This is a genomic window from Microbacterium sp. H83 (genome assembly GCF_001650405.1).
Taxonomy (GTDB): Bacteria; Actinomycetota; Actinomycetes; order Actinomycetales; family Microbacteriaceae; genus Microbacterium.
This window is the reverse complement of sequence record NZ_LWCU01000016.1, coordinates 48,563-69,311: the sequence shown is the minus strand read 5'-3', so window position 1 is coordinate 69,311 and position 20,749 is coordinate 48,563. Positions and strand designations below refer to the sequence as shown.

The window sequence follows — 20,749 nt, the reverse complement described above, 5'->3', positions numbered from 1 at the left end:
GGAGGGGGCGGTGCGAGGCGGGGTCTCGGAGTGCGCATGGGGTCCTTTCGGTGAAGCGCTCAGCCGATGCCGAGTCGCAGGATGAAGAGTCCGGGATAGACGGCGAAGAGCACCGACAGCGGGAGGATGAGGAACACGAGCGGTATGAACGCCGAGTTAAGACTCCTCTGCGGCGTAGAGGAGCGTCGGGAGAGAGCGCCCGCTCGCGAGAGGCCCGGCAGTGCTCTCAGGGGGTTACGACAAACGCCCCATCGACCCAGCGAGCCAGGACGCTCAGTGCCGCGAGCTGCTCGAGCGCAGCTTGCTCGTCCAGATCGCCCTCATCGTGGGAGGCAGGGTTACGGATGCCGGCATAGCAACCCTCCGCGAACGCCATGATCCCGCGACGCAGACTGAGGGACGTTTTGCCGCCGTCATCGCCGGCGGGGCGGAGGCGGTGAGCGCTACCTGTGGGCGGGTCGTTGGAGAGAGCCTGCTTGAAGAGATCGGTCTCGGAAATGTCCCGTCGGTGGAGCTTGTTCTGCGTCTCCGCGTTGACCTTGACGGACGCGGCGCGCACCGCCTCCCGGAAGTGCCCCGACTGCCAGAGCGAGCGCGCCCCCTCCCAGACCCAAGGGTGGAGATTGCTGGCGCTCAGCACCGGAGAGTTGTCGCCGAGCCGAGCCGCGATCTCAGCGCCGTCGCGGAGCTGCACGACGGCGCGCTGCGCGGCTTGGTGTTGCTGCTGCCAGCGGTTCGAGTCGTCTACTGGTATCTCGGTACGCCAGCGGGGCAGCACACGATCGAGGATCTGCTCGGTGGTGTGAATCGCTTCGAGAATGGTGGAGCGGCCGCCAGCGGGACGAGCACGGCGACCATAGGTGCTGCTTGAGTTGGGATCGACCAGGCGCGTGACACTGATGAAGTACTCCAGATGCTCGATCGCCCACTGTTCGTCCACGGTGCTCAATCTACTTGAGCGCCTGGCACCCCCGGCCGCGACGCGTCGCACTTCGCTGCGACCCGCCCGTGTCGGGGGTGGGTGCGACGGTGGGGGCATGTACAGCAGCCGGATGGTGGTGCGAGGCGAAGAGCGGCGCGATGGGGCCGTGATTGACATGCTGGAGCGATCGCGGGACGACGGCTCGCGCGGCGTGCTGGTGACCGATCTGAACGGCGACCGATGGAGCGTCGAGCTCTCGGCGGAGGTGCGGGCGGGACGGGTGTGCTCGATCGCAGAGGGCGAGGCGGTGCCGCCGGCGAGCGCGGAGCCGTCGTGGGCGGCCGTGGAGGACGCGTAGCGCGTCGACGTGCGACGGCCCCGGCAGTCCGCGGGTGCGGAGGGACCGGGGCCGTCGAGACGGGTCAGGCGCCGGGGAGCGTGACGGTGTTGTTCAGCTTGATGAGCGAGAGGGCGGGCGGCACGGGGATGCCGAAGGCCGCTCGGAGCTCGGCGCGGAACATGTACTGGTTGCGCCGGAAGTCCTCGCCGGCGACGTCGGTCGCGCGGACCTCCATCTGCTCGCGCATCCAGAGGATGGCCTGGCGGAGGTCACCAACGACGGCGAGGCCGGCCGGCATGGTCGGGATCGCGATGGTGGGGACGCCCCAGACGTTGCGCCCGCGTGCGGGAGCGACGTTGCCTCGGTACTGGCCGCCGGCCCCGTCGCGCTCGAGCTCGACACCGGCGAAGTCCTCGGGGCCGATGAGGAGTGCGGTGTTGGCGTAGCCCTTCGCTTCGACACGTGCCATGGCTCGGCGGATGGTGGCGGAGGGGTCGACCGCGTAGTCCTGCACGAGCACGCCGTCGGTGTAGAAGATCCCCTCGAAGTTCTCGCCAGTGCCGTCGCCGAGGAGGATCTGATGATCGAGCTCGTTGAGCACGTCCGCCTTGAGCTCGTAGTCGAGGAAGGTGGTGAGGTCGGGGTAGTCGGCGATGTCCTGGCGCGGGATGCCGTCGAGGACGACTGCGATCGTGCGGGCAGGGGCGTCGACGCGCTCCATCTCGACGTTCTTGAGCGGCTTGAGGGCCTTCGGGGCGACGGGCTGGGCGGCGTTCTCCCGCTGGGCCTGGCGGAGGTAGTTCGCACCGTTGCCGCGGTCGAGCTCGATGACGGTGAGGGCGTCGAGCACGTGGCCGACCGGTGCCGCGGCGGCGACGATCGGTGTGGGCGCAGGAACGGTGAAGGTGGCCGACGACGGCAGGGTGAACGCCTTGCCCTCGGCGACGCCGGGGTGCTGCTTCGCGAACGCTGCCGACCAGTCGCCCACAGGACGCGATTTCTGCGCGACGATCGCCTTCCCGCGGGATACGCCCGCGGCCGAGGGTGCCGGCGCGGCGTCGGCGTCGAGGGTGCCGGCGTCGGAGTCGCCGAGGAACGCGGCCACGCCGTCGGCGATCGCCTTGCTGCCGTCGATGGCCTTCACGGCGTCCATGTGCGCCTTGAGCTCGGCCTGTTCCGCGGCGGTGAAGTCGCGACCGGCGGCCTGGGCGCGGTCGGTGATCGCCTTCATCGCGGCGATCAGCTGTGCACGGTTCATTGTTGTGATTCCCTTCGGAGGGGCGCGCGGTGATCGCGGCCCGGTGACGGTGGAGTGTCGGCCGGCGCGGGAGTGCGCAGACGGCGGACGGTTCGGTCGGTGACGGGCCGCGCGCGGGCTGGCGGTCACTCGATACCGGGAGGGGCTGACGGGCCGCGTGCTGGCGGATGGTCGCCCGAAGGGGTGGGTCATGCTGGACCCGGCGCGGTGGTGCTGGCGGGGAGAGCGAGGGGACGCTGCCCGGTGGTCACGCTGGACCGGTGCTCTCCGTGGCCGCTACCGCGGTGGTGCGAGTGTAGCTCGACGTGACGACATCGTGCGAGATCCCGGCGCGACGGCTCAGCGCGTCGCGTCTGCAGCGCGGACGACGGCGCGCAGCCACGCGTCGGGATCGTGGCCGGTGCTGGTGAGGAGGGCGGCGTCGAGCACGGCCAGGAGCGACGCGACGGCGGCGCGAGCCTCGTCGGCGTCGAGCTCGGCGACCATCTGCGCGAGCGATGGATCGTCGCGCCGCCACGCGAGAGCCCACGCGGCCACGTCCCCGGTCGCCGGGAGTGCGCTCGACGGTGCCTCACGGGTCACGAGGCACCGCCGGCGGGATCGATCGGTGTCGCGGTCGCCAGCTGCACACGCGCGACGAACCACGCCGGGTCGACGCCTGCAGGGGCAATGGCAACAAGGCCGAGCACCTGAGCGAGGCGGATGACGAGCGCGCGCATCCGCGGTGCGTCGAGGCCGTCGAGCACGTCGAACAGGACCGACGGATCGTCGACGGACGCGAGGGCGAGCTCGACGAGCTCGGCCCTGTCGGGAATGCTCGCACCGAGATGCCGATTATCGACAGCCCGATCGCTCGATGTCGAGGTGGAGTGTGTAGTCACGCTGAACGCCTTCCTTGATTTTCCGCGGGATCGGGGACCGGCAAAGGGGGGTCCCGATTCTGAGATTTCGTGTGCGCAGCTAACCGTGCCGGTCCCGCCGGCCCTTGAACGGAGGATTTTGACTCCCCTCCCCCGCCGGGGCCTCGTCGCGAGCCGCACCCGCACGCCCAGCGCCCCGAGCAGGTCCGCGGGGTGCCGTGGCCCCGGCCGATGCGTCTCGTCGCGACACAGGGCCGCTGAGCGCCGTCTCTGCACACTCGGGGCACGGCAGCAGTCGGACGTGCCTGTCGCACGCGGATACCGGGTCGGTGGCGCGGGGTGCGACGACCTCGGCCGCCGCCCGGTCGCAGTCGACGCAGCGGCGCGGGTACGGTTCGCCGACGTGCTCGTCGCAGCGAGGCTCATGCATCGCCGCGCTCCTCACGGGCAGTCGCACGCACCGCGGCATGGTCTCGCTCGACGGCCGCGGCCAGCAGCGCGCGGTGCTCGGCGAGGAGCTCGCGTAGCCACGTGTCGGCGTACTGGCGGTTCTGGACGCTTGGACGAAGGCCTCGGGCTATCGAGATCGCGTCGAGCACGACGGGGGCTCGGAGAGTAGCGTTCCGCGGTGTTGCGAGCACCCGATCAAGCGTGAGGACGGCGGCGTCGAGGTGGCGCAGCGATCGCCGGTCGGGCCTCGTGGGCGGGGTTCCGGCGCTCATGCGGCTTGGACGCGGCGAGCGCGGTCGGGTCGGAGTCGGGCTCGGAGAGCGGCGGCGGGATCGTTCGTCCCGGCGAGGGTGCGCTGGGTGATGCGCTCGACGATCTGGTAGCCGGCGAGGAGGTCGCCGTCGCCGAGGCGCGCGGCGTGCTGCATGAGCTCGTCGAGTTCGATCGGGAGCGCTCGGTCGCGGCGGAGGGCAGCTAGCTTGCGGCGAGCGCTGATCGTGTCGCGTTCGGCCGCGGTGATGTTGGGGTTCCGAGCGTGGCAGTGGATGCAGGCGAGGGCGTCGCCGTCGAGCTCGTGCGGACCTCGGGGGTTGCGTCGAACATCGCACTCCTCCCCCGCCCAGGGCGAGCCCTCGTGGGGGCGAGTCTTGTCGTGGGGGGTTGGGGGGTTCTCTCCATCTATCAATAGAGGAACATCTGTCGAATTCGACACTTGTGAGGCGTCGTTTTCAGCAGCTCGATCTGTCGAATTCGACACATCGGTGATTACGGGGGTGTAGGAGTAGCGACGGTCGTAGGGTCCGTTCTCTCGTAGTTGGTGGCGACGCACCGCGGTGCGGGTTACGAGGGCGTCAAGTGCGCGGCGGACCTGTCCCTCGGAGTGGCCGGTTTCGAGGGCGAGGTCGGCCAGGGTGACGGTCCACCATCGGCGTCCGTCGTGCTCGACCCAGGAGCGGTCCTCGGCGCGGGTGCGCCACACGATGCGGGTGAACAGGATCGCTTCGAGTGCGCCTCCGAGGTAGCGGAGGAGCGCGAGCCGCACTTGCACGAAGTCATTTGCGGTGACGAGCTCGGCGGGGACGCCGCCCGGGGTGTCGACGCTCATCGGACGCTCGACGATCGCGGAATGTCGGTGGTGGCCGCTACCGTGATGGGCGGCGGACTCCATTCGCTTCGAGGTGCGGAACGCTCCCGGTTGCTACCGGGGGCGTTCCGTCGTTCCGGGGAGCGAACGCCCATAGCGGATCGGATGGTGCTGGCCTGGTCGGGGCTGAGCGGTGGCGCGGCGGCGACGAGGCCGGCGATGTGCGCGGCACGGTCGGCGGGGCTCATCGGTGACCGCCGGTCAGCTGGTGGCGGCGGATGACGGCGTGGAGCTCGTCGTACTGCGCACGAGTGAGCGTCGGCGCTTCGGCCAGCTTGCTTGCGAGGTGGTCGACGACGGTCGAGGCGTAGAACTCCTGGCGAACCGCGGCGAGCGCAGCGGGGTCAGTGTTCTGGCGGGTGGCCTGTGCGAGTCGGGCGCGGAGCGCGCGGGATCGCGTCGAGAGGGTGGGCATGACGACGTGCCTCCAGTGAGGTGTGTCGTCCGATGCCCAGTGCGGAGCGGGTTCAGCCAGGAACAGGCAAGGCCCCTGGATGCTACCTCTCTGAGCGAGGGCGTGGCAACACCGCGAGAAGTGAAGGGCGGGTTATGGTCCAGCCATGAACGATCCCGAATTCCCCCTCGCGAACGAGGTAGGCGTAGTCCTAGACGAGCGGTTCCGCTGGACCCGCGATCAGGTGCGCGAGGCGACGGGGCGCGACCTCGACGAAGACACCATGCAGCGAGCGCTCAAGCTGATGAGGGACATCCGCTCGCTGAGCGCCGAGCTCGACGACGTGCTCCGGGGCGAGTAGCGCCACTCCCCCGAGAGTCACGGCGACACGACGCGTCGCGAGGGCCCACGAGACGTGTGCCGCAGTGTTAGCGACCCACGACGTGGGGCAATCGGAGCAGAGTGTCGGCGTCGAGCGCGGTCGGTAGGACTTGCGGGTCTAGCGTGACTGTTCGGCCGCAGCGGCATGGGACCGTCGGCGCTTCGTCGAAAGCGGCGAGGGGGACGTCTTGCTGGAAGCCGTTCTCGAGGTAGGCCACGTGGAGAGCCCGCCCGATGCGGTGAAGGCCGGCGACGCTGAAGCCTCCCTCGCAGAACACGGGCGTGGGGCGGGTGCGGGCGCTGACACCGTGAGGCAGCGTGATGCGCCGCTCGCCCGCGTCGAGGCGCTGGCGTAGGTCGCGGGTGTCCAGGGCGACTGAGCGCCGGCCGCATCCGCAGGCGACCGGGAGCGTGTGGAGTGTGGAATCGGCGAGCTCGTCTAGGTCGAGCACATGCGGGAGCCCGGCGGGCTCGGGGCGTCGGCTGACGGGCTCGGCCTGGGGAACGCTCAGTTGCTCGATGCGGATGCGGCGAGCGCCGGCGGCGGAGGTCTCGACAGAGGCGACGGTACGGCCGTTCTGACACTGGATGCGGATGCCGCTCATGCGGGCACCGTTTCGGGCTGGAGCGGCGCGTGCTGTCGCCAGCGGATGGTGATGGAGCGGGGGTCGAACCGTGTGCCGATGCCGGAGGGGTTGATCGTGACGGTCATGAGCGCGTCGACAACTTCGCGCTGAGCGTCGAGCGGCATGGAGTCCCACCGTTCGCGGACATCGCCCGCGGTCAGGTCGAGGAGGCGGCTGTTGGGCTGGTAGGCGCGCAGCCGGCGCTCAGCGGCGTCCCGCTCGGCGCGTAGGCGGGCGGAGATGCGGGTCAGCTGGGCACCTGTGATCTGGTCGGAAGCGAACTGGTCGGCGGCGACGTCTAGCTTCGCGTCGATAGCTGTGATGGTGCGCTGGGCCTCCCGCACGCTCTCAGGGTCGCCGGAGGACAGCAGCGGGAGCACGTCGGGCTGGGAGAGGCGCGCGAGGAGCACGTCGGTCACGAGCTCGTCGACGGGCTCCTGCTTACGACGGACCTTGAAGCAGTGGGTGCAGGCGTAGGACGGGGGCTGTCGTTTCGGCGTGCCGTCGGCGAGGGTGCCGGCGGAGCGCCCGACCTGGCGCTTCATGCGTCCAGCAGCAGCCATGGCGCTGTCGCAGAGGTTGCAGGCCGGCGGGTCATAGTCGCCGAGATGCTCGGGGCAGCGGCCGCAGCGGCCGCAGATAGCGATCCCGCTGAGGAGGTACTTGAAGCCGGGGCCGGATTGGTTCGTCTTGCGGCTGGGGTCGGTGAGTAGGGCGGTTAGACGGTCCAAGGTGGCGCGGTCGAGCACGGGCTCGGTCGTCGAGTTGCCGATGATTTTGCCTTGGTACTGGCGGAGGCCGGCGTTCGATCCGCGGAGGAGGATCTGCCGAAGGATTGTCGTGTTCCACAGCGGCGCTTTCGGGCCGTGCACGCCGCGGGCGTTGAGGTCGGCGGCGACCGCCCGCAGCGACTCCCCGTCGAGCACGCGGCGAGCGCACTCCAGGATGACCGCTGCCTCGTCGGGCTCGGGAACGTCTCGACCGTCGACGCGGCGGTAGCCATAGGGGCTGTATCCGTGCGGCTCACCGCGCTCAGCCTTCTCCTGGAACCGCCGCTTGAGGCGGCGTGACATCTGCTCGGTCTCGTGGCGGGCGACGGTGCCCTTGATTCTGGCAGTCATCCGCCCCTGCGGGGTGGAGAGGTCGATCTCCCCACCGACGTTGGCGAGGGCGAGGCCGTGCTGGTCGGCGAGGTCGATGATGTCCTCGAGCTCGCGGGGAGTGCGGGTGAGACGATCGACGTCCCAGACGACGATCGCGGTGATGTGGCCGGCGCGCACGTCGGTGAGCATGCGCTCGTACGCTGGCCGGCGCTTCGAGCGCGTGGCGGAGACGTCGTTGTCGATATAGACCTCTGCGACCGTCCAGCCGCGGCGTGCAGCCTCAGCCTTGCAGTCGGTGGTCTGGCGGCCGACGCCGAGCTCGTCTCCGAGCTGATCCTGTGAGATTCGGGCGTAGATGCCTGCGTTCATAGATGCATACTAACTCACGATTGACAGGCAGGAGCATGAGGATCTCCTTGCGACCGGCCTGCTCGATGAGGACCCGCTTGGCGTCTTCGCGCGCATCACCCGCCTGCGCGTGCAGGACCCCGGAGAGCGGGGCGCCGTGCTCGAGCGCGGCGATGACCTGCTCCGTCGCGCGGGTGAGTCCGGGGAGCTGCAGACGGGAGGCCATCTCGCCGAGCGCGTCGGCGAGCGGTGACCCCGTGCTCACGGCGAGCACCACTCCGCGGAGCTCCGCGGTGAGCTCGCCCGAACCGACGCCGGCGATACGGCGCAGAGACTCGAGGAATCCCTCCCCGGCCGACAGACACAGGGCCAGGAACTCGAGCGTGGTCGGCAGCTCGTCGGCGAGCCGCGTCCGACGAGCGGCAGTGCGAGCGGTGAGTCGCATCTCGCATCCGACAGCCGCCCCGGTGCCGACGAGCAGAGGAAGGAGCGCGGCGGGCGGGGTCATGCGGCCGAGGAGGACGAGGACGATGACCGTCGCGGCCCCGAGGCCGATGCCGGCCACGGTCCACCCGAGCTGTCTCGCCCGGAACGTCGAGGGCGCGACATCGAGCCCGGCCTGGGCCAGCCGTCTCTTCAGCGCGTCGCCGCCGCCCATCGTGCGCTCGACCAGCACCCGCATGCGCGTCCATAGCGGGAGTCGCGCCGCCGGGAGCACGCCGATCCGGGGCAGCGCCCCCGGGGGAAGCTCGGCGTCGTCGACGACATCGCGCACGTACGGTGCGATGCGCACGGACAGACTCGCGGCCGACCAGCTCGGAAGAGACCCGATGATGCACAGCAGACCTGCTCCGAGGCCGCCTCCGACGAGGACGGAGATCGCGAGCGAGGAGAGCGCACTCATGCGAACCACCGTCTCGGCTCCGGAAGGCGTCCGATCCGGATCATGATCCGGTAGGCGACGACCGACACCGCGGCGCCGACGCAGATGACGAGCACGCCCTCCGGAGTGCCGTAGGCAGCGGCACCCTCCGGTCTCATGACCAGCAGACCGAGGATCACCCACGGCGCGACGGCGCCGAGCACTGCCGCGCCGCGGATCCATGACTGCCTCGCCTCGACCTCGCCGCGCAGCGCCGCGTCGGCGCGCACCGACGACGAGAGCGCGCGGAGGACACTGCTGAGCTCGGTCCCGCCGACCTGGCGCGCCATCCGGAGCGTCTCGATGATGCGGTCGGCGATCGGATCCGCAAGCGCGGCCTTGAGCCGATCGAGGCTCGTCTCGAAGCGCCCGGTCGCGCGCAGATCACGCGCGAAGACGGCGAAAGCCGGCCGCATCATCGCCGGCGCGGAGTCCGCCAGGCCGGCGACCGCGTCGGGGAGCGAGAGACCGACACGGATCGACGCGATCAGGAGGTCGCACACGTCCGGCCACAGCTGGCGACGGAGGCGGCGAAGGCGGAGGCGACGTGCGCGCAGACCCGCGATCGGTGCGACGCCGCCGGCGAGGACGGCGAGGGCGGCGAGGACAGGCAGCCCCGTCACCAGCCATGCCGTCGCGCCTGCGGCGAGCGCCGCCGCCACCACGACGACACCGAGCGTCCGCGGCGCCGCGGAGCCGAATCCGGCTTCCTCGAGGAGCCTCGACCAGAGTCCCCGGCGCGGCGCCGCGCGCTCCCCGTCGCCCGGCGGCCAGATCCACGGTGATGCGGAGAGGAGGACACCGGCGGCGAGCAGCGCTCCGAGCAGGACGGTCATCGCCATCCTCCGAGGGACCGCCCGCCGGCGGCAGCGCGCTCGGCCTCCGGAGCGCGGCGCGTGTCCTGCGGCGCGTGCACGTACACCGGGCGGGTCACGATGCGGCCGTGAACGACGTCGCCGGTGGGAGCGACGACCTCCTGCACGCGCCTGCACCCGTCGGCATCCCGCCTGCAGTGCACGACGAGGTCGATGGATGCGGCGAGGGACGGCGCCACGAAGGATCGGTCGATGTTCCTCCCGGCCAGCAGCGGCAGGAGAGCGAGCTTGTCGAGCGCCTCCTCCGCGGAGTTCGCGTGCACGGTCGCCGCGCCCGGCACCCCGGTGTTCAGTGCGAGCACCAGATCGAGCGCCTCCGCGTCCCGCACCTCGCCGACGACCAGCCGATCGGGCCGCATGCGCAGCGCCTCCTTCACCAGCCGGCGGAGCGTGATCTCCCCTGAGCCCTCGAGGCTCGCCTGACGCCCCTGGAGCGCGACGACGTCGGCTCCCTGCACCGCGAGCTCGAACGTCTCCTCCACCGTGACGATCCGCTGCACGTCTGCGCAGGCCGCGAGCAGCGCGCCGAGGACGGTCGTCTTCCCGGCGTGGGTCGCGCCGGACACGATGACGCTCCTCCCCTCCCTCATCGCGTCGCCGAGCAGTCGTGCGATCTCGGGAGGAAGCGCTCCGTTCGCGCTCAGGGAGTCGAGCGAACGGAAGCGCGGGAGGAACTTCCGGATGTTCAGCGACCAGCCGCCGCGGACGACGTCCGCGATCGCGACGTGCAGTCGCGATCCGTCGGGCAGCGACGCGTCGACGAAGGGCTGGCCGATGTCGACCCGCCGCCCGGTGGACTGCAGCATCCGCTCGACGAGATCGCGCAGCATCGCCTCGGTCAGCTGCAGGTCGAGCCGCTCGGCCACGCCCCCTCTGGCGATGTGGACGCTCTCGGGTCCGTTGAGCCAGATCTCCTCGATCGTCGGGTCGTCGAGCAGGGGCTGCAGCACTCCGAAGCCGGTGACCGCCGCGAGCACCTCGCGGACGGACGCCGCCTCGTCGACGAGGGCCTCGCCCCGGGCGAGCGCGACGTCGGAGAAGCGACGGACCTCCGCGACGACCACGGCGCGCGCCGCGCCGGGATCGTTCGACGGATCGGTCCCCTCACGGCGCAGTCGCTCGCGGACGCGTTCGGCGACGATGGCGGAGGGCGGGAGCACCCGAGCATCCTCGCAAGATCCTGCATCGCGCCGACGAAGTTATCCACAGCGCTGGTCGAGGGCTGCGGGCGGATCCCCAGCAACGCACGATCCCCCGGTCAGTAGACTGATTTCACCGCGCGGGAGTGGTGAAATTGGCAGACACGCAGGATTTAGGTTCCTGTGCCCTAGGGCGTGTGGGTTCAAGTCCCACCTTCCGCACCGATCTGTCGCGTTCCGCGCGACCGACGTCTGTACCGCCGCACTCCTCACTACGACGGGAATCCCATGCACCACGCCGCTCTCATTCCCTGGCTCGACCCCGCCACGATCATCGGGTCGGCCGGCCCCTGGGCGCTGCTGGTGGTGTGCTTCATCGTCTTCGCCGAGACGGGCCTGCTCGTCGGCTTCCTGCTGCCCGGCGACACCCTGCTGGTGATCTCCGGCCTGCTGTCGCATCCGATCGCCGGGTCCGAGCACGGCGTGTTCGGCATCAACGTGTGGATCGTCGCTCTGCTGATCGGACTCGCGGCCTTCGTGGGAGGAGAGGTCGGCTACGTCATCGGACACAAGGGCGGTCCCGCCGTGTTCGAACGCAAGGAATCCGGCCTCTTCAGCAAGAAGAACGTCGAGCGCACGAACGCCTTCTTCGAGCGCTTCGGCGGCATCACCGTGATCCTCGCCCGCTTCGTGCCGATCGTGCGCACCTTTGCGCCGGTCGCCGCCGGCGTCGGCCACATGCCGTGGCGCCGCTATACGCTGTACAACCTGATCGGCGCCATCCTGTGGGGCTTCGGGCTCACGATGTTCGGCTACGCGATCGGGTTCATCCCGCCGGTCGCCGAGTTCGTCGAGAGCTACATCGACCTGATCCTGCTCGCGGCGGTCGGCGGCACGGCGCTCGTCACGCTCTGGCACTACCTGTCCGAGCGCCGCAAGGCGAAGACGGCCGCCGCTGTCGGCGACGGTGAGACGGATGCCGTCGAGGCCGAGGAGCTCGCGCTCGACCCCGAGGTGTTCGACCGCGCCCCCGACCTGGACGGCGACGGCACGCGCTGACGACCGGGCCTCAGCCCGCCTTCTTCTTGGCGGGCGTGGACTTCTTGGCCGCGGACTTCTTCGGCGCGGACTTCTCCTCCGACTCCCCCGAGCGGGCCGCCTTCGACTTCGCGACGCTGGCGCGCAGCGCCTCCATGAGGTCGATGACCTCGCCGCTCTTGCCGTCGCCCTCCTCCTCGCCGAAGGTGTCGGCGACATCGAAGGTGTCGCCGGCGTCGATCTTGGCGTCGATGAGCGTCCGCAGCTCCTTCTGGTACTCGTCGACGAACGACTCGGGGTCGAAGTCGGCCGAGTAGCTGTCCACGAGCGACGACGAGAGCTCCAGTTCCTTCTTCGAGATCCGCACATCCTCGTCGAGCGACGGGAAGTCCGCAGCGCGCACCTCGTCCGCCCACAGGAGCGTCTGCAGCACGAGGACCTTGCCGCGCACCCGCAGCGCGGCGAGCCGCGTCTTCTGACGCAGCGTGAAGCGCACGATCGCGGTGCGGTCGGTCTGCTCGAGCGTCTTGCGCAGCAGCACGTAGGCCTTCGGCGACTTCGAGTCGGGCTCGAGGTAGTACGGCTTGTCGAGGGTCAGCAGGTCGACCTGGTCGGAGGGCACGAATTCGACGACGTCGATCTCACGGCTCTTCTCGGAGGGCAGTGCGGCGAGGTCGTCCTTGGTGAGCACGACCGTCTGGCCGCCGTCGACGTACGCCCGGTCGATGTCGGCGTAGGCGACGGTCTCGCCGCAGACCTCACAGGTGCGCTGGTAGCGGATGCGTCCGCCGTCCTTGTCGTGCACCTGGTGCAGCGGCACGTCGTGGTCCTCCGTCGCCGAGTACACCTTGACCGGCACGTTCACGAGGCCGAAGGTCAGCGCACCCTTCCAGATCGTTCTCATGGCACCAGTGAACACCAGCCGCGCCGTCGGCGGCCAGTCCCTTGACTACGCTGGCGTCATGGTCCCGGAGGCGCAGAACGTGCAGATCGACGGGCGTCGTCTGCGCGTCACGAACCTCGACAAGGTCGTCTACCCCGAGACCGGCACCACCAAGGGCGAGATCATCGCGTACTACACGGCGATCGCGCCGTACATCCTCCCGCTGCTCGACGGACGTCCTGTGACCCGCAAGCGCTGGGTCGAGGGCGTCGGCACCGCGGATGCTCCGGGGGACTCGTTCTTCACGAAGCAGCTCGAGCCCGGTGCCCCGAGCTGGATCCCCCGTCACGAGATCCGTCACTCCGACGGGCCCAAGGAGTATCCGCTCGTCGAGGACGTCCCGACGCTCGTCTGGCTCGCCCAGGTCGCCGCGATCGAGCTGCACGTGCCGCAGTGGCGGTTCGCCGCCGACGGCCTCCCCGGCAGGCCCGACCGGCTCGTGCTCGACCTCGACCCGGGCCCGGGCGTCGGACTCGCCCAGTGCGCCGAGGTGGCCCGCCTCGCCCGGTCGCTGCTCACGGGGATCGGGCTCGAGCCGGTGCCGGTGACGAGCGGCAGCAAGGGCATCCACCTCTACGCGGCCCTCCCCGGCCAGCAGACCAGCGATGAGATCTCCGCCGTCGTGAGGGAGATCGCCCGGCTCATCGAGAACGAGCATCCGGATCTCGCGACCAGCACGATGGCCAAGGTCGCGCGCGGCGGCAAGGTGTTCCTGGACTGGAGCCAGAACAACGGCAAGAAGACGACGATCTCGCCGTACTCGCTGCGCGGACGCGCCCGCCCCTGGGCCGCCGCGCCGCGCACCTGGGAGGAGCTCGACGACCCCGACCTCGCGCACCTCGAGTTCGAGGAGGTGCTCGAGCGGGCGACCTCCGGGCTCGACCCGCTCGCGCCGCTGCGAGCGGGACTGCCGCTCGCCCCCTCCTCCCCGGGCGAGCACGTCGCGCCGACGACGGACCGGCCCCGGCAGACCGCGCGCATCCCGTCCCGATCGGCCCGGGTCGCGGCGCCTGCGGGGACCGGCGTCGTCGCACCCGCGACGGCCGCGACGCTCGCTCCCATGCTGGCCGAGAACGGCACGCCCGCGATCGCCCGCCGGCTGAGCTCGCCGTCCTGGGTCGAGGTGAAGTGGGACGGCATCCGCGCGATCGGCACGTGGAGCGAGGGCCGGATGCGGCTGCACGCCCGCAGCGGCACCGACATCACCGCGCGGTACCCCGAGCTGACCGCCGACGGGGCGCCGTTCCTCCCGATCGACGACGCCGTGATCGACGGCGAGATCGTCGCCTTCGATCGACACGGACGTCCGAGCTTCTCCCTGCTGCAGAACCGGATGCACCTGACCCGCGCGCGCGAGATCGAGCGTGAGGTGGTTCGCACTCCCGTCGTGTACATGGTGTTCGATCTGCTGCGCCTCGACGGGCACGATCTCACCGCACTTCCGCTGTCCCAGCGCCGGACCCTGCTCGAGGACGTCATCGCCGACCTCGACGCTCCCATCCAGGTGCCGCCGGTGTTCGACGACGTCGACGCCGCGCTCGGCGCGAGCGACGAGTTCGGGCTGGAGGGGGTGGTGGTCAAGGACCCCGCGTCCCGCTACCGTACGGGCCAGCGCTCCCCCGCGTGGCTCAAGCTCAAGCACACGCGCATGCAGGAGGCCGTGATCGTCGGCATCCGCCCGGGGCGCGGCGACAGGGAGGGCACCTTCGGCTCGCTGCTGCTCGCGGTGCCCGACGGCCCCTCGGCCGGATCTCCCCGCCTCCGCTACGTCGGCCGGGTCGGCTCGGGCTTCACCGAGCGGATGCTGCGCGACCTGCTCGCACGTCTGGAGGCGCTCCGCGTGCCTCGCGCTCCCCTCGACGGGGTGCCCGCCCTCGACGCCTCGGACGCGCTCTGGGTGCGCCCCGAGCTGGTCGGCGAGGTCGAGTTCGCGAACTGGACGCCGGACGGGGTGCTGCGGCACGCGCGCTGGCGCGGACTGCGTCCCGACAAGACGCCGGGGGACGTGGTGGTCGAGAGCTGACCGCTCAGGCGTGATGCGGTTCGCAGTCCGACTGCTCGGCGGGCTCGATCTGGAACGTGGAGTGCGCGACGTCGAAGTGCTCGGCGAGGCACGCCTGCATGTCGGCGAGCAGCCGGGCCGAGCGTCCGTCGGCGATCAGGGCGGGATCGACGCTGACGTGGGCGCTGAACACCGGCGCGCCGCGGGTGAGCTGCCAGACGTGCACGTCGTGCACGCCCACCACGCCCTCGTACCCGAGCAGATGCCGACGGATGTCGCTCACCGCCGTCCCCTTCGGCGCCGATTCCGAGAGCACCGAGAACACCTCGCGGAGCAGCGCCACGGCGCGCGGGATGATCATCACGGCGATCAGCAGCGATGCGATGGCATCCGCGGGCATCCACCCCGTCGTCACGATCACGATCGCGGCGACGATCACCATCGCGGAGCCGATCAGGTCGCCCATCACCTCGAGGTACGCACCGCGCACGTTGATGCTCGTGCGCTGCGCGCGGCTCAGCAGCCAGAGGGAGATCGCGTTCGCGACGAGCCCGACCGCGGCGACCACGAGCATGAGTCCGCCCGCCACCTCGGTCTCGCCGGGGTCGACCAGACGACCGATCGCCTCGACGCCGACCCAGCCGGACAGCAGGATCAGGATGATCGCGTTGACGAGGGCACCGAACACCTCGGCGCGCTGATACCCGAAGGTGCGGCGATCGTCCGCAGGCCGCGCGGCCACCGCCGCCGCGATGAGCGCGATCACGAGGGCGGACGCGTCGGTGAACATGTGCGCCGCGTCGGCGAGGAGGGCCAGCGAGCCGGTCAGGACGGCCCCGACGACCTGCACGATCATGATCGTCGCCGTCAGCGTCAGCGAGATCACCAGGAGCCGGCGATGGTTGGCCGAGCGGATGCCGCCGGAGGGCGCGTGATCGTGCATGGGTCCAGGCTAGACCGGCGCTCCGGCCCTGCGGCGCGGTCGGGCGCAGTCGGGAATGGTGATGAAAACTAGTCTCATCAGCCCGGCGCCCGACGCGCTCAGTGCTGCTGTGAACTCCGACCGGGTTAGAACGGATGTTCGACTCTTGGTATCCTCGGATCTGCGAGGAGGTCGGAGCGTGGGAGCGGGCGAGCGGGTCAAGTACGCCCATGACGTGCGCGCCTACCGCGACGGCGTGGTCGCCGCCTCGCGTCGCGGCCCCCTGCAGTCGCTCACCGACCGCGAGCTCGACGTCAAGCGCGTACCCGTGACCGCGTACCCGCGCGAGGCGCAGCGCCGCGTGTGGGCATGGGTGCGGTTCGGCCCGGAGGCCGTGCGGGTGGATGCCCGTGTGGTCCGCGCGACCCCGGAGGCGGCGGGCATCGAGTTCCGCGCCGCCGGGCAGACGCTCCGCTGCTGGGTGTGGGCGAACGCGGTGCAGCCGTATGACGCGGGGTGACCGTCACCGGATCCGCGTGTACTCCAGCACAGCGCAGCCGTTGTCGAACGTCCGGACCCGATCGAGCCCGAACGACGTCGGCTGGAACCCGTGCCGCACCATCGGTATCCCCGCTCCGGCGATGACCGGGTACTTCTTGACGATGAGGCGGTCGATCTCGTCGAGGAGCGCGCCGGCGAGGAGCGAACCGCCCGCGAGGTAGATCCCGAGGCCGTCCTCGGCCTTGAGCTCGCGGACGCGGGCCACGGGATCCGTGCGCACGATCTCGACCGGGCTGTCGGCCGGATCCTCGAGCGTCGTGCTGAAGACGATGGATCGCAGCTGCGAGTAGGGGTCGAGGATCCCCTGCTCGAGCGCGGGCTCATACGTCCGCCGCCCCATGAGCACCGTGTCGAAGCGGGTGAGGGGCTCGTCCGCCCCGCTCCGGCCGGCGCGGACGAACGCGGGCTGGATGTCGGCGAGCTCCGTGCCGAGGAGCTCGGCGAAGCCGTCGGTCACCGGGAAGAAGTCGACCTCGTCGCTCGGGCCCGCGATGAATCCGTCGAGCGTGACACCGATGTAGTACGTGAGATCTCGCATGCTCGTCAGTCAATCACTACGAATGAAGTACGTCAAGCGTAGTGATTGACGGACGTTCACAGCGTGGAGAGCAGGGGGACGAGCTCCGTGAACGCCCGCGCCCTGTGCGACTGCGCCTGCTTCTCGGCATCCGAGAAGTCGCCGACCGTGCGCTCCTCGCCCGCCGGCTGGTCATCGGGGATGAAGATCGGATCGTAGCCGAACCCGCCCCCGCCCGATGCCGCCGCCGCGAGGCGACCCGGCCAGATCCCCTCCACCACGTGCTCGGCGCCGTCCGGCGTGACGAGCGCGATGACCGATGTGAAGTGCGCCGTCCGGTGAGGATCGGCGATGTCGCGCAGCTGATCGAGCAGGAGCTCGAGATTCGCCGCGGCGTCCTTCCGCTGCCCCGCCCAGTACGCGGAGAAGACGCCGGGAGAGCCGCCGAGCACGTCGACGCAGATGCCGGAGTCGTCGGCGAGCGCCGCGAGACCGGTGTGCGCGGAGGCTGCACGCGCCTTGAGGAGGGCGTTCTCGGCGAAGGTCACGCCGTCCTCGACGGGCTCCGGCCCGTCATACGCGACGATCTCGAGATCGGGACGCGCGGAGGCCACGATCTGCTGGAACTCCGCGACCTTGTGCGGGTTGTGGGTGGCGAGGACGACCTTCATCAGCCCGCGAGCGACGTCAACTGGCGGCTCGTGAGGTCGGCGCACCCGGCGACCCCCAGGTCGAGCAGCGCGTCGAGCTCGCGCTTGTCGAACGGTGCGCCCTCGGCGGTTCCCTGGACCTCGACGAAGAGACCCCGACCGGTGACGACGACGTTCATGTCGGTCTCGGCGCGCACGTCCTCGACGTATGCCAGGTCGAGCATGGGCTCACCGTCGATGATGCCGACCGACACGGCCGCGACCGAGTCGAGCAGCGGCGTGGAGTTCCTGCCGATGAACTTCTTCTCGCGCCCCCACTCGATCGCATCCGCCAGTGCGACATAGGCGCCGGTGATCGCCGCGGTGCGCGTGCCGCCGTCCGCCTGCAGCACGTCGCAGTCGATGACGATCGTGTTCTCTCCCAGCGCCTTCGTGTCGACGACCGCGCGCAGCGCGCGGCCGATCAGCCGGGAGATCTCGTGGGTGCGTCCGCCGATGCGCCCCTTCACGCTCTCGCGATCGTTGCGGCTGTTCGTGGCGCGCGGCAGCATCGAGTATTCGGCGGTCACCCACCCCTTGCCCTTGCCGGTGAGCCAGCGCGGCACGCCGTTCGTGAAGGACGCCGTGCAGAGCACCTTGGTGCCGCCGAAGCTGATCAGGGCCGACCCCTCGGCGTGACTGCTCCACCCGCGCTCGATGGTGATCTCGCGGAGCTGGTCGGTGGAGCGGCCGTCGGCGCGGACGATGCTGGACATGGACTTCCTTCGATTCGGGTGGGTGAAGCGGATGCGGTGGGCTAGAGGGAGGGTGCCTGCTCGGGGAGCGTGATGACGCCGGTCTGCACGAGCTGGACGTCGCGCACCTCCCGACCCATCAGACGGTTGGCGAGCGCCGTGAACTCCGTCGCGGAGGCGCCGGTCGCCTCGTAGATGTACGAGGCGGCGGCGTCGGGCGAGGCGAGCAGGTCGCCGCGCACGAGCTGCCGGTACACGTCGCCTGCGGTCTCGTCGTCGCTCGAGACGAGGGTGACGCCCTCGCCCATCACGTAGCTGATGGCGCCACGGAGGAACGGGTAGTGCGTGCATCCGAGGACGAGCGTGTCGACCTCGGCCTCGCGCAGGGGTGCCAGGTACTCCTCGGCGGTGGCGAGCACCTCGGGAGTGCCGGTGATGCCGCCCTCGACGAACTCGACGAACCGCGGGCACGCGGCGGTGAACACCTCGAGGCGCTCGTTGACCTCCAGCATGTCCTGGTACGCCCGCGAGCCGATCGTCCCGACGGTGCCGATCACACCGACCCGTCCGTTGCGCGTCGTCGACACCGCACGGCGCACGGCGGGGCCGATGACCTCGACGACGGGGATGTCGTAGCGCTCGCGGGCGTCGCGCAGCATCGCGGCTGACGCCGTGTTGCAGGCGATCACGAGCATCTTCACGCCCTGGTCGACGAGCGTGTCGAGGACCTCGAGGCTGTACCGCCGGACGTCCGCGATGGGCTTGGGACCGTACGGCGAGTGGGCGGTGTCGCCGATGTAGACGAACGACTCCCGGGGCAGCTGGGCGCGGATGGCCCGAGCCACCGTCAGCCCGCCGACACCGGAGTCGAAGATTCCGATCGGCGCATCGTTCATGACTCCCCAGCCTACCCGCGCCGATGCCCCGTCATGCTCGGAGACCCGCACGGGTCGCGTCACTAAGCTGAGCGCATGACGACCTCCACGGCGCTTCTGACCGATCGCTACGAGCTCACCATGCTCGCCGCCGCACTGCGCGACGGCACCGCGTCACGACCGAGCGTGTTCGAGCTGTTCTCGCGTCGGCTGTCCGGAGGGCGGCGGTTCGGCGTCGTCGCGGGCACCGGACGCCTGCTGAGCCTGCTCCGCGAGTTCCGCTTCGGCGACGACGAGCTCCGGTTCCTCCGCGACAACGACGTGGTGGATGCCGCGTCGCTGCGCTATCTGGAGGACTACCGCTTCACCGGATCGATCCGCGGCTACCGCGAGGGCGAGCTGTACTTCCCCGGATCACCGATCCTCACCGTGGAGGGCTCCTTCGCCGATGCCGTGGTCCTCGAGACGCTCGCGCTCAGCGTCCTCAACCACGACTCGGCTGTCGCCACCGCCGCCTCCCGCATGAGCATCGCCGCCGGAGAGCGCCCGCTGGCCGAGATGGGCTCGCGCCGCGCCGCCGAGCAGTCGGCCGTCGCCGCTGCCCGGGCCGCCTTCATCGGCGGATTCCGGGCGACGAGCAATCTGGAGGCCGGACGCCGCTGGGGCATCCCGACCATGGGCACCGCGGCGCATTCGTGGACGCTGCTGCACGAGACCGAGGAGGACGCCTTCCGCTCGCAGATCGAGAGCCTGGGCATCGACACGACGCTGCTCGTCGACACCTACGACATCCGCGCCGGCGTGGAGACCGCGATCCGGGTCGCGGGCACGGGACTCGGCGGGGTCCGGATCGATTCCGGCGACCTTCCCATCGTCGCGGCCGAGGTGCGGGCGCAGCTCGACGAGCTCGGGGCGACCGGCACCCGGATCACGGTCACGAGCGACCTCGACGAGTACGCGATCGCGGCGCTGGCCGCGTCTCCCGTCGACGCCTACGGGGTCGGGACCTCGGTGGTCACCGGGTCCGGCTACCCGACCGCGAGCATGGTCTACAAGCTGGTGGCCAGGCAGGACGCCGCAGGCTCCTGGGTCGGCGTCGCGAAGGCATCCACCGACAAGGCCTCGCACGGCGGCCGCAAGGCCGCGTTCCGCACCCTGGTCGACGGTGTGGCCACCGCCGAGACCGTCGTGGTGTCCGACGGATTCGAGGAGCTCGACACCGCAGCCGAGCACCCGGACGGGCGGCCGCTCCAGACCACCTTCGTCGAAGCCGGAGACATCGACACCGCTCACGAGGGTCCGGAGGGCACGGCGGCGGCGCAGGCCCATCACCTCCGTGTGCGCGAGGAGCTGCCCGTGCGGGCGCTCGCGCTCAGCAAGTCCGATCCGGCGATCCCGACCGTCTACCTCGACGCCGTGTGATCCGGCGCGACCCCGTCGTCCGCGACGGGGTCAGCCGACCATCGACTCGTAGATCTCCTTGCACGTGGGGCAGATCGGGAACTTCTCGGGGTCGCGCCCGGGAGTCCACTTCTTGCCGCACAGCGCGCGGACGGGCTTGCCGGTGATCGCCGACTCGAGGATCTTGTCCTTCTTCACGTAATGCGAGAAGCGCTCATGGTCGCCCGGTTCGAGGTTCTCCTCGCGGAGGAGCTCTTCCAGTTCGCGATCAAGCGTTGCCACGCCGCCCTGATCGGGGCTGTCCAGCGGAGTACTCATGCCGTGAAGTCTAGCCGTGCGCGGCC

25 protein-coding genes and 1 tRNA gene are annotated in these 20,749 nt (G+C 70.5%); 7 read left to right on the top strand and 19 right to left on the bottom strand.

All coding sequences use genetic code 11. The features are described from left to right. Positions 1-226: 226 nt before the first annotated feature. Positions 227-940 carry a TIGR02391 family protein gene (locus A4X16_RS08610; RefSeq protein WP_231880313.1) on the bottom strand — a complete coding sequence of 238 codons (714 nt, stop codon included), beginning with the start codon at positions 938-940 and terminating at the stop codon, positions 227-229. A 148-nt stretch (positions 941-1,088) separates the two neighbouring features. Between A4X16_RS08610 and A4X16_RS08605 the strand changes: the two genes are divergently transcribed. Beyond that, entirely contained in the window at positions 1,089-1,280 is a 192-nt protein-coding gene (locus A4X16_RS08605) for a hypothetical protein (RefSeq protein WP_157560051.1), read from the top strand. A gap of 64 nt (positions 1,281-1,344) precedes the next feature. Here the strand turns inward: A4X16_RS08605 and A4X16_RS08600 are convergent, their stop codons facing one another. The 6 genes from A4X16_RS08600 to A4X16_RS08575 all read right to left on the bottom strand — a co-directional run bounded on the left by A4X16_RS08600 (position 1,345) and on the right by A4X16_RS08575 (position 5,389). Then, a complete protein-coding gene (locus tag A4X16_RS08600) occupies positions 1,345-2,520 on the bottom strand; it encodes a phage major capsid protein (RefSeq protein WP_067119342.1) in 1,176 nt (391 codons plus the stop codon). A gap of 339 nt (positions 2,521-2,859) precedes the next feature. Beyond that, a complete protein-coding gene (locus A4X16_RS08595; protein ID WP_067119340.1) occupies positions 2,860-3,102 on the bottom strand; it encodes a hypothetical protein in 243 nt (80 codons plus the stop codon). Continuing rightward, positions 3,099-3,401 carry a hypothetical protein gene (locus tag A4X16_RS08590; RefSeq protein WP_067119339.1) on the bottom strand — a complete coding sequence of 101 codons (303 nt, stop codon included), beginning with the start codon at positions 3,399-3,401 and terminating at the stop codon, positions 3,099-3,101. Before A4X16_RS08590 ends, A4X16_RS08595 begins: the two co-directional genes overlap by 4 nt. A gap of 401 nt (positions 3,402-3,802) precedes the next feature. Continuing rightward, positions 3,803-4,102: a hypothetical protein gene (locus tag A4X16_RS17785; RefSeq protein WP_157560049.1), complete on the bottom strand. Its 300-nt coding sequence runs from the start codon at positions 4,100-4,102 to the stop codon at positions 3,803-3,805. After that, positions 4,099-4,935 (bottom strand): hypothetical protein, encoded by an 837-nt coding sequence (locus tag A4X16_RS08580; protein ID WP_157560047.1) that lies wholly within the window; start codon positions 4,933-4,935, stop codon positions 4,099-4,101. Before A4X16_RS08580 ends, A4X16_RS17785 begins: the two co-directional genes overlap by 4 nt. Before the next feature lie 223 nt (positions 4,936-5,158). Further along, positions 5,159-5,389 (bottom strand): hypothetical protein, encoded by a 231-nt coding sequence (locus tag A4X16_RS08575; protein WP_067119335.1) that lies wholly within the window; start codon positions 5,387-5,389, stop codon positions 5,159-5,161. A gap of 145 nt (positions 5,390-5,534) precedes the next feature. On the opposite strand from A4X16_RS08575, the gene A4X16_RS08570 reads away from it, so the two are divergent. Continuing rightward, a complete protein-coding gene (locus A4X16_RS08570; protein ID WP_067119332.1) occupies positions 5,535-5,729 on the top strand; it encodes a hypothetical protein in 195 nt (64 codons plus the stop codon). A 67-nt stretch (positions 5,730-5,796) separates the two neighbouring features. Here A4X16_RS08570 and A4X16_RS08565 read toward each other — a convergent pair whose 3' ends face one another. The 5 genes from A4X16_RS08565 to A4X16_RS08545 are packed head-to-tail and all read right to left on the bottom strand — an operon-like array spanning position 5,797 to position 10,783. Beyond that, positions 5,797-6,354 carry a hypothetical protein gene (locus tag A4X16_RS08565; RefSeq protein ID WP_067119329.1) on the bottom strand — a complete coding sequence of 186 codons (558 nt, stop codon included), beginning with the start codon at positions 6,352-6,354 and terminating at the stop codon, positions 5,797-5,799. Continuing rightward, complete coding sequence (locus A4X16_RS08560; protein ID WP_067119326.1) at positions 6,351-7,847, bottom strand: recombinase family protein; 1,497 nt, start codon at positions 7,845-7,847, stop codon at positions 6,351-6,353. Before A4X16_RS08560 ends, A4X16_RS08565 begins: the two co-directional genes overlap by 4 nt. Beyond that, positions 7,759-8,730 (bottom strand): type II secretion system F family protein, encoded by a 972-nt coding sequence (locus A4X16_RS08555; RefSeq protein WP_067119324.1) that lies wholly within the window; start codon positions 8,728-8,730, stop codon positions 7,759-7,761. Before A4X16_RS08555 ends, A4X16_RS08560 begins: the two co-directional genes overlap by 89 nt. Continuing rightward, positions 8,727-9,584 carry a type II secretion system F family protein gene (locus tag A4X16_RS08550; protein WP_067119321.1) on the bottom strand — a complete coding sequence of 286 codons (858 nt, stop codon included), beginning with the start codon at positions 9,582-9,584 and terminating at the stop codon, positions 8,727-8,729. The genes A4X16_RS08555 and A4X16_RS08550 overlap by 4 nt, the downstream gene beginning before the upstream one ends. Beyond that, positions 9,581-10,783, bottom strand: a complete 1,203-nt coding sequence (locus A4X16_RS08545) for a CpaF family protein (protein ID WP_067119318.1) — start codon at positions 10,781-10,783, stop codon at positions 9,581-9,583. Before A4X16_RS08545 ends, A4X16_RS08550 begins: the two co-directional genes overlap by 4 nt. Positions 10,784-10,902: 119 nt before the next feature. Between A4X16_RS08545 and A4X16_RS08540 the strand changes: the two genes are divergently transcribed. Beyond that, positions 10,903-10,984 (top strand) — tRNA-Leu (locus A4X16_RS08540). Positions 10,985-11,050: 66 nt separating this feature from the next. Beyond that, on the top strand, positions 11,051-11,821 hold the full coding sequence (locus A4X16_RS08535; RefSeq protein ID WP_067119315.1) for a DedA family protein: 771 nt from the start codon (positions 11,051-11,053) through the stop codon (positions 11,819-11,821). Positions 11,822-11,831: 10 nt separating this feature from the next. Here A4X16_RS08535 and ku read toward each other — a convergent pair whose 3' ends face one another. Next, positions 11,832-12,704, bottom strand: coding sequence for a non-homologous end joining protein Ku (gene ku, locus A4X16_RS08530; protein ID WP_067119312.1), 873 nt, complete (start codon positions 12,702-12,704; stop codon positions 11,832-11,834). 58 nt (positions 12,705-12,762) lie between these two features. Between ku and ligD the strand changes: the two genes are divergently transcribed. Next, positions 12,763-14,766: a non-homologous end-joining DNA ligase gene (gene ligD / locus A4X16_RS08525; protein WP_067119309.1), complete on the top strand. Its 2,004-nt coding sequence runs from the start codon at positions 12,763-12,765 to the stop codon at positions 14,764-14,766. Between the two features lie 4 nt (positions 14,767-14,770). On the opposite strand, the gene A4X16_RS08520 is transcribed toward ligD, so the two are convergent. Beyond that, positions 14,771-15,688 (bottom strand): cation diffusion facilitator family transporter, encoded by a 918-nt coding sequence (locus A4X16_RS08520; RefSeq protein ID WP_067119306.1) that lies wholly within the window; start codon positions 15,686-15,688, stop codon positions 14,771-14,773. A 178-nt stretch (positions 15,689-15,866) separates the two neighbouring features. Here A4X16_RS08520 and A4X16_RS08515 point away from each other — a divergent pair, with 178 nt between their 5' ends. Continuing rightward, positions 15,867-16,187, top strand: a complete 321-nt coding sequence (locus tag A4X16_RS08515; protein ID WP_231880312.1) for a hypothetical protein — start codon at positions 15,867-15,869, stop codon at positions 16,185-16,187. A gap of 3 nt (positions 16,188-16,190) precedes the next feature. Here A4X16_RS08515 and A4X16_RS08510 read toward each other — a convergent pair whose 3' ends face one another. From A4X16_RS08510 to murI, 4 genes are read right to left on the bottom strand one after another with little or no spacing between them, the layout of a single operon-like run. Then, positions 16,191-16,766: a dihydrofolate reductase family protein gene (locus A4X16_RS08510; protein WP_067119303.1), complete on the bottom strand. Its 576-nt coding sequence runs from the start codon at positions 16,764-16,766 to the stop codon at positions 16,191-16,193. 56 nt (positions 16,767-16,822) lie between these two features. Further along, positions 16,823-17,416 carry an RdgB/HAM1 family non-canonical purine NTP pyrophosphatase gene (rdgB, locus tag A4X16_RS08505; RefSeq protein ID WP_067119300.1) on the bottom strand — a complete coding sequence of 198 codons (594 nt, stop codon included), beginning with the start codon at positions 17,414-17,416 and terminating at the stop codon, positions 16,823-16,825. Then, complete coding sequence (gene rph, locus A4X16_RS08500) at positions 17,416-18,150, bottom strand: ribonuclease PH (protein ID WP_067119296.1); 735 nt, start codon at positions 18,148-18,150, stop codon at positions 17,416-17,418. The genes rdgB and rph overlap by 1 nt, the downstream gene beginning before the upstream one ends. 41 nt (positions 18,151-18,191) lie before the next feature. Then, positions 18,192-19,025, bottom strand: a complete 834-nt coding sequence (gene murI, locus A4X16_RS08495; protein ID WP_067119294.1) for a glutamate racemase — start codon at positions 19,023-19,025, stop codon at positions 18,192-18,194. Between the two features lie 75 nt (positions 19,026-19,100). Between murI and A4X16_RS08490 the strand changes: the two genes are divergently transcribed. Next, a complete protein-coding gene (locus A4X16_RS08490) occupies positions 19,101-20,426 on the top strand; it encodes a nicotinate phosphoribosyltransferase (RefSeq protein WP_067119291.1) in 1,326 nt (441 codons plus the stop codon). Between the two features lie 30 nt (positions 20,427-20,456). Here A4X16_RS08490 and A4X16_RS08485 read toward each other — a convergent pair whose 3' ends face one another. After that, positions 20,457-20,723 carry a DUF3039 domain-containing protein gene (locus A4X16_RS08485; protein ID WP_028503536.1) on the bottom strand — a complete coding sequence of 89 codons (267 nt, stop codon included), beginning with the start codon at positions 20,721-20,723 and terminating at the stop codon, positions 20,457-20,459. Positions 20,724-20,749: the final 26 nt, after the last annotated feature.

What these genes read in the sequence shown, in the direction of transcription:
- A4X16_RS08600 (WP_067119342.1), bottom strand. Translation starts at nt 2,520, where the DNA reads ATGAACCGTGCACAGCTGATCGCCGCGATGAAGGCGATCACCGACCGC.
- A4X16_RS17785 (WP_157560049.1), bottom strand. Translation starts at nt 4,102, where the DNA reads ATGAGCGCCGGAACCCCGCCCACGAGGCCCGACCGGCGATCGCTGCGC.
- A4X16_RS08580 (WP_157560047.1), bottom strand. Translation starts at nt 4,935, where the DNA reads ATGAGCGTCGACACCCCGGGCGGCGTCCCCGCCGAGCTCGTCACCGCA.
- A4X16_RS08575 (WP_067119335.1), bottom strand. Translation starts at nt 5,389, where the DNA reads ATGCCCACCCTCTCGACGCGATCCCGCGCGCTCCGCGCCCGACTCGCA.
- A4X16_RS08570 (WP_067119332.1), top strand. Translation starts at nt 5,535, where the DNA reads ATGAACGATCCCGAATTCCCCCTCGCGAACGAGGTAGGCGTAGTCCTA.
- A4X16_RS08565 (WP_067119329.1), bottom strand. Translation starts at nt 6,354, where the DNA reads ATGAGCGGCATCCGCATCCAGTGTCAGAACGGCCGTACCGTCGCCTCT.
- A4X16_RS08560 (WP_067119326.1), bottom strand. Translation starts at nt 7,847, where the DNA reads ATGAACGCAGGCATCTACGCCCGAATCTCACAGGATCAGCTCGGAGAC.
- A4X16_RS08555 (WP_067119324.1), bottom strand. Translation starts at nt 8,730, where the DNA reads ATGAGTGCGCTCTCCTCGCTCGCGATCTCCGTCCTCGTCGGAGGCGGC.
- A4X16_RS08550 (WP_067119321.1), bottom strand. Translation starts at nt 9,584, where the DNA reads ATGACCGTCCTGCTCGGAGCGCTGCTCGCCGCCGGTGTCCTCCTCTCC.
- A4X16_RS08535 (WP_067119315.1), top strand. Translation starts at nt 11,051, where the DNA reads ATGCACCACGCCGCTCTCATTCCCTGGCTCGACCCCGCCACGATCATC.
- ku (WP_067119312.1), bottom strand. Translation starts at nt 12,704, where the DNA reads ATGAGAACGATCTGGAAGGGTGCGCTGACCTTCGGCCTCGTGAACGTG.
- ligD (WP_067119309.1), top strand. Translation starts at nt 12,763, where the DNA reads ATGGTCCCGGAGGCGCAGAACGTGCAGATCGACGGGCGTCGTCTGCGC.
- A4X16_RS08520 (WP_067119306.1), bottom strand. Translation starts at nt 15,688, where the DNA reads ATGCACGATCACGCGCCCTCCGGCGGCATCCGCTCGGCCAACCATCGC.
- A4X16_RS08510 (WP_067119303.1), bottom strand. Translation starts at nt 16,766, where the DNA reads ATGCGAGATCTCACGTACTACATCGGTGTCACGCTCGACGGATTCATC.
- rdgB (WP_067119300.1), bottom strand. Translation starts at nt 17,416, where the DNA reads ATGAAGGTCGTCCTCGCCACCCACAACCCGCACAAGGTCGCGGAGTTC.
- rph (WP_067119296.1), bottom strand. Translation starts at nt 18,150, where the DNA reads ATGTCCAGCATCGTCCGCGCCGACGGCCGCTCCACCGACCAGCTCCGC.
- murI (WP_067119294.1), bottom strand. Translation starts at nt 19,025, where the DNA reads ATGAACGATGCGCCGATCGGAATCTTCGACTCCGGTGTCGGCGGGCTG.
- A4X16_RS08490 (WP_067119291.1), top strand. Translation starts at nt 19,101, where the DNA reads ATGACGACCTCCACGGCGCTTCTGACCGATCGCTACGAGCTCACCATG.
- A4X16_RS08485 (WP_028503536.1), bottom strand. Translation starts at nt 20,723, where the DNA reads ATGAGTACTCCGCTGGACAGCCCCGATCAGGGCGGCGTGGCAACGCTT.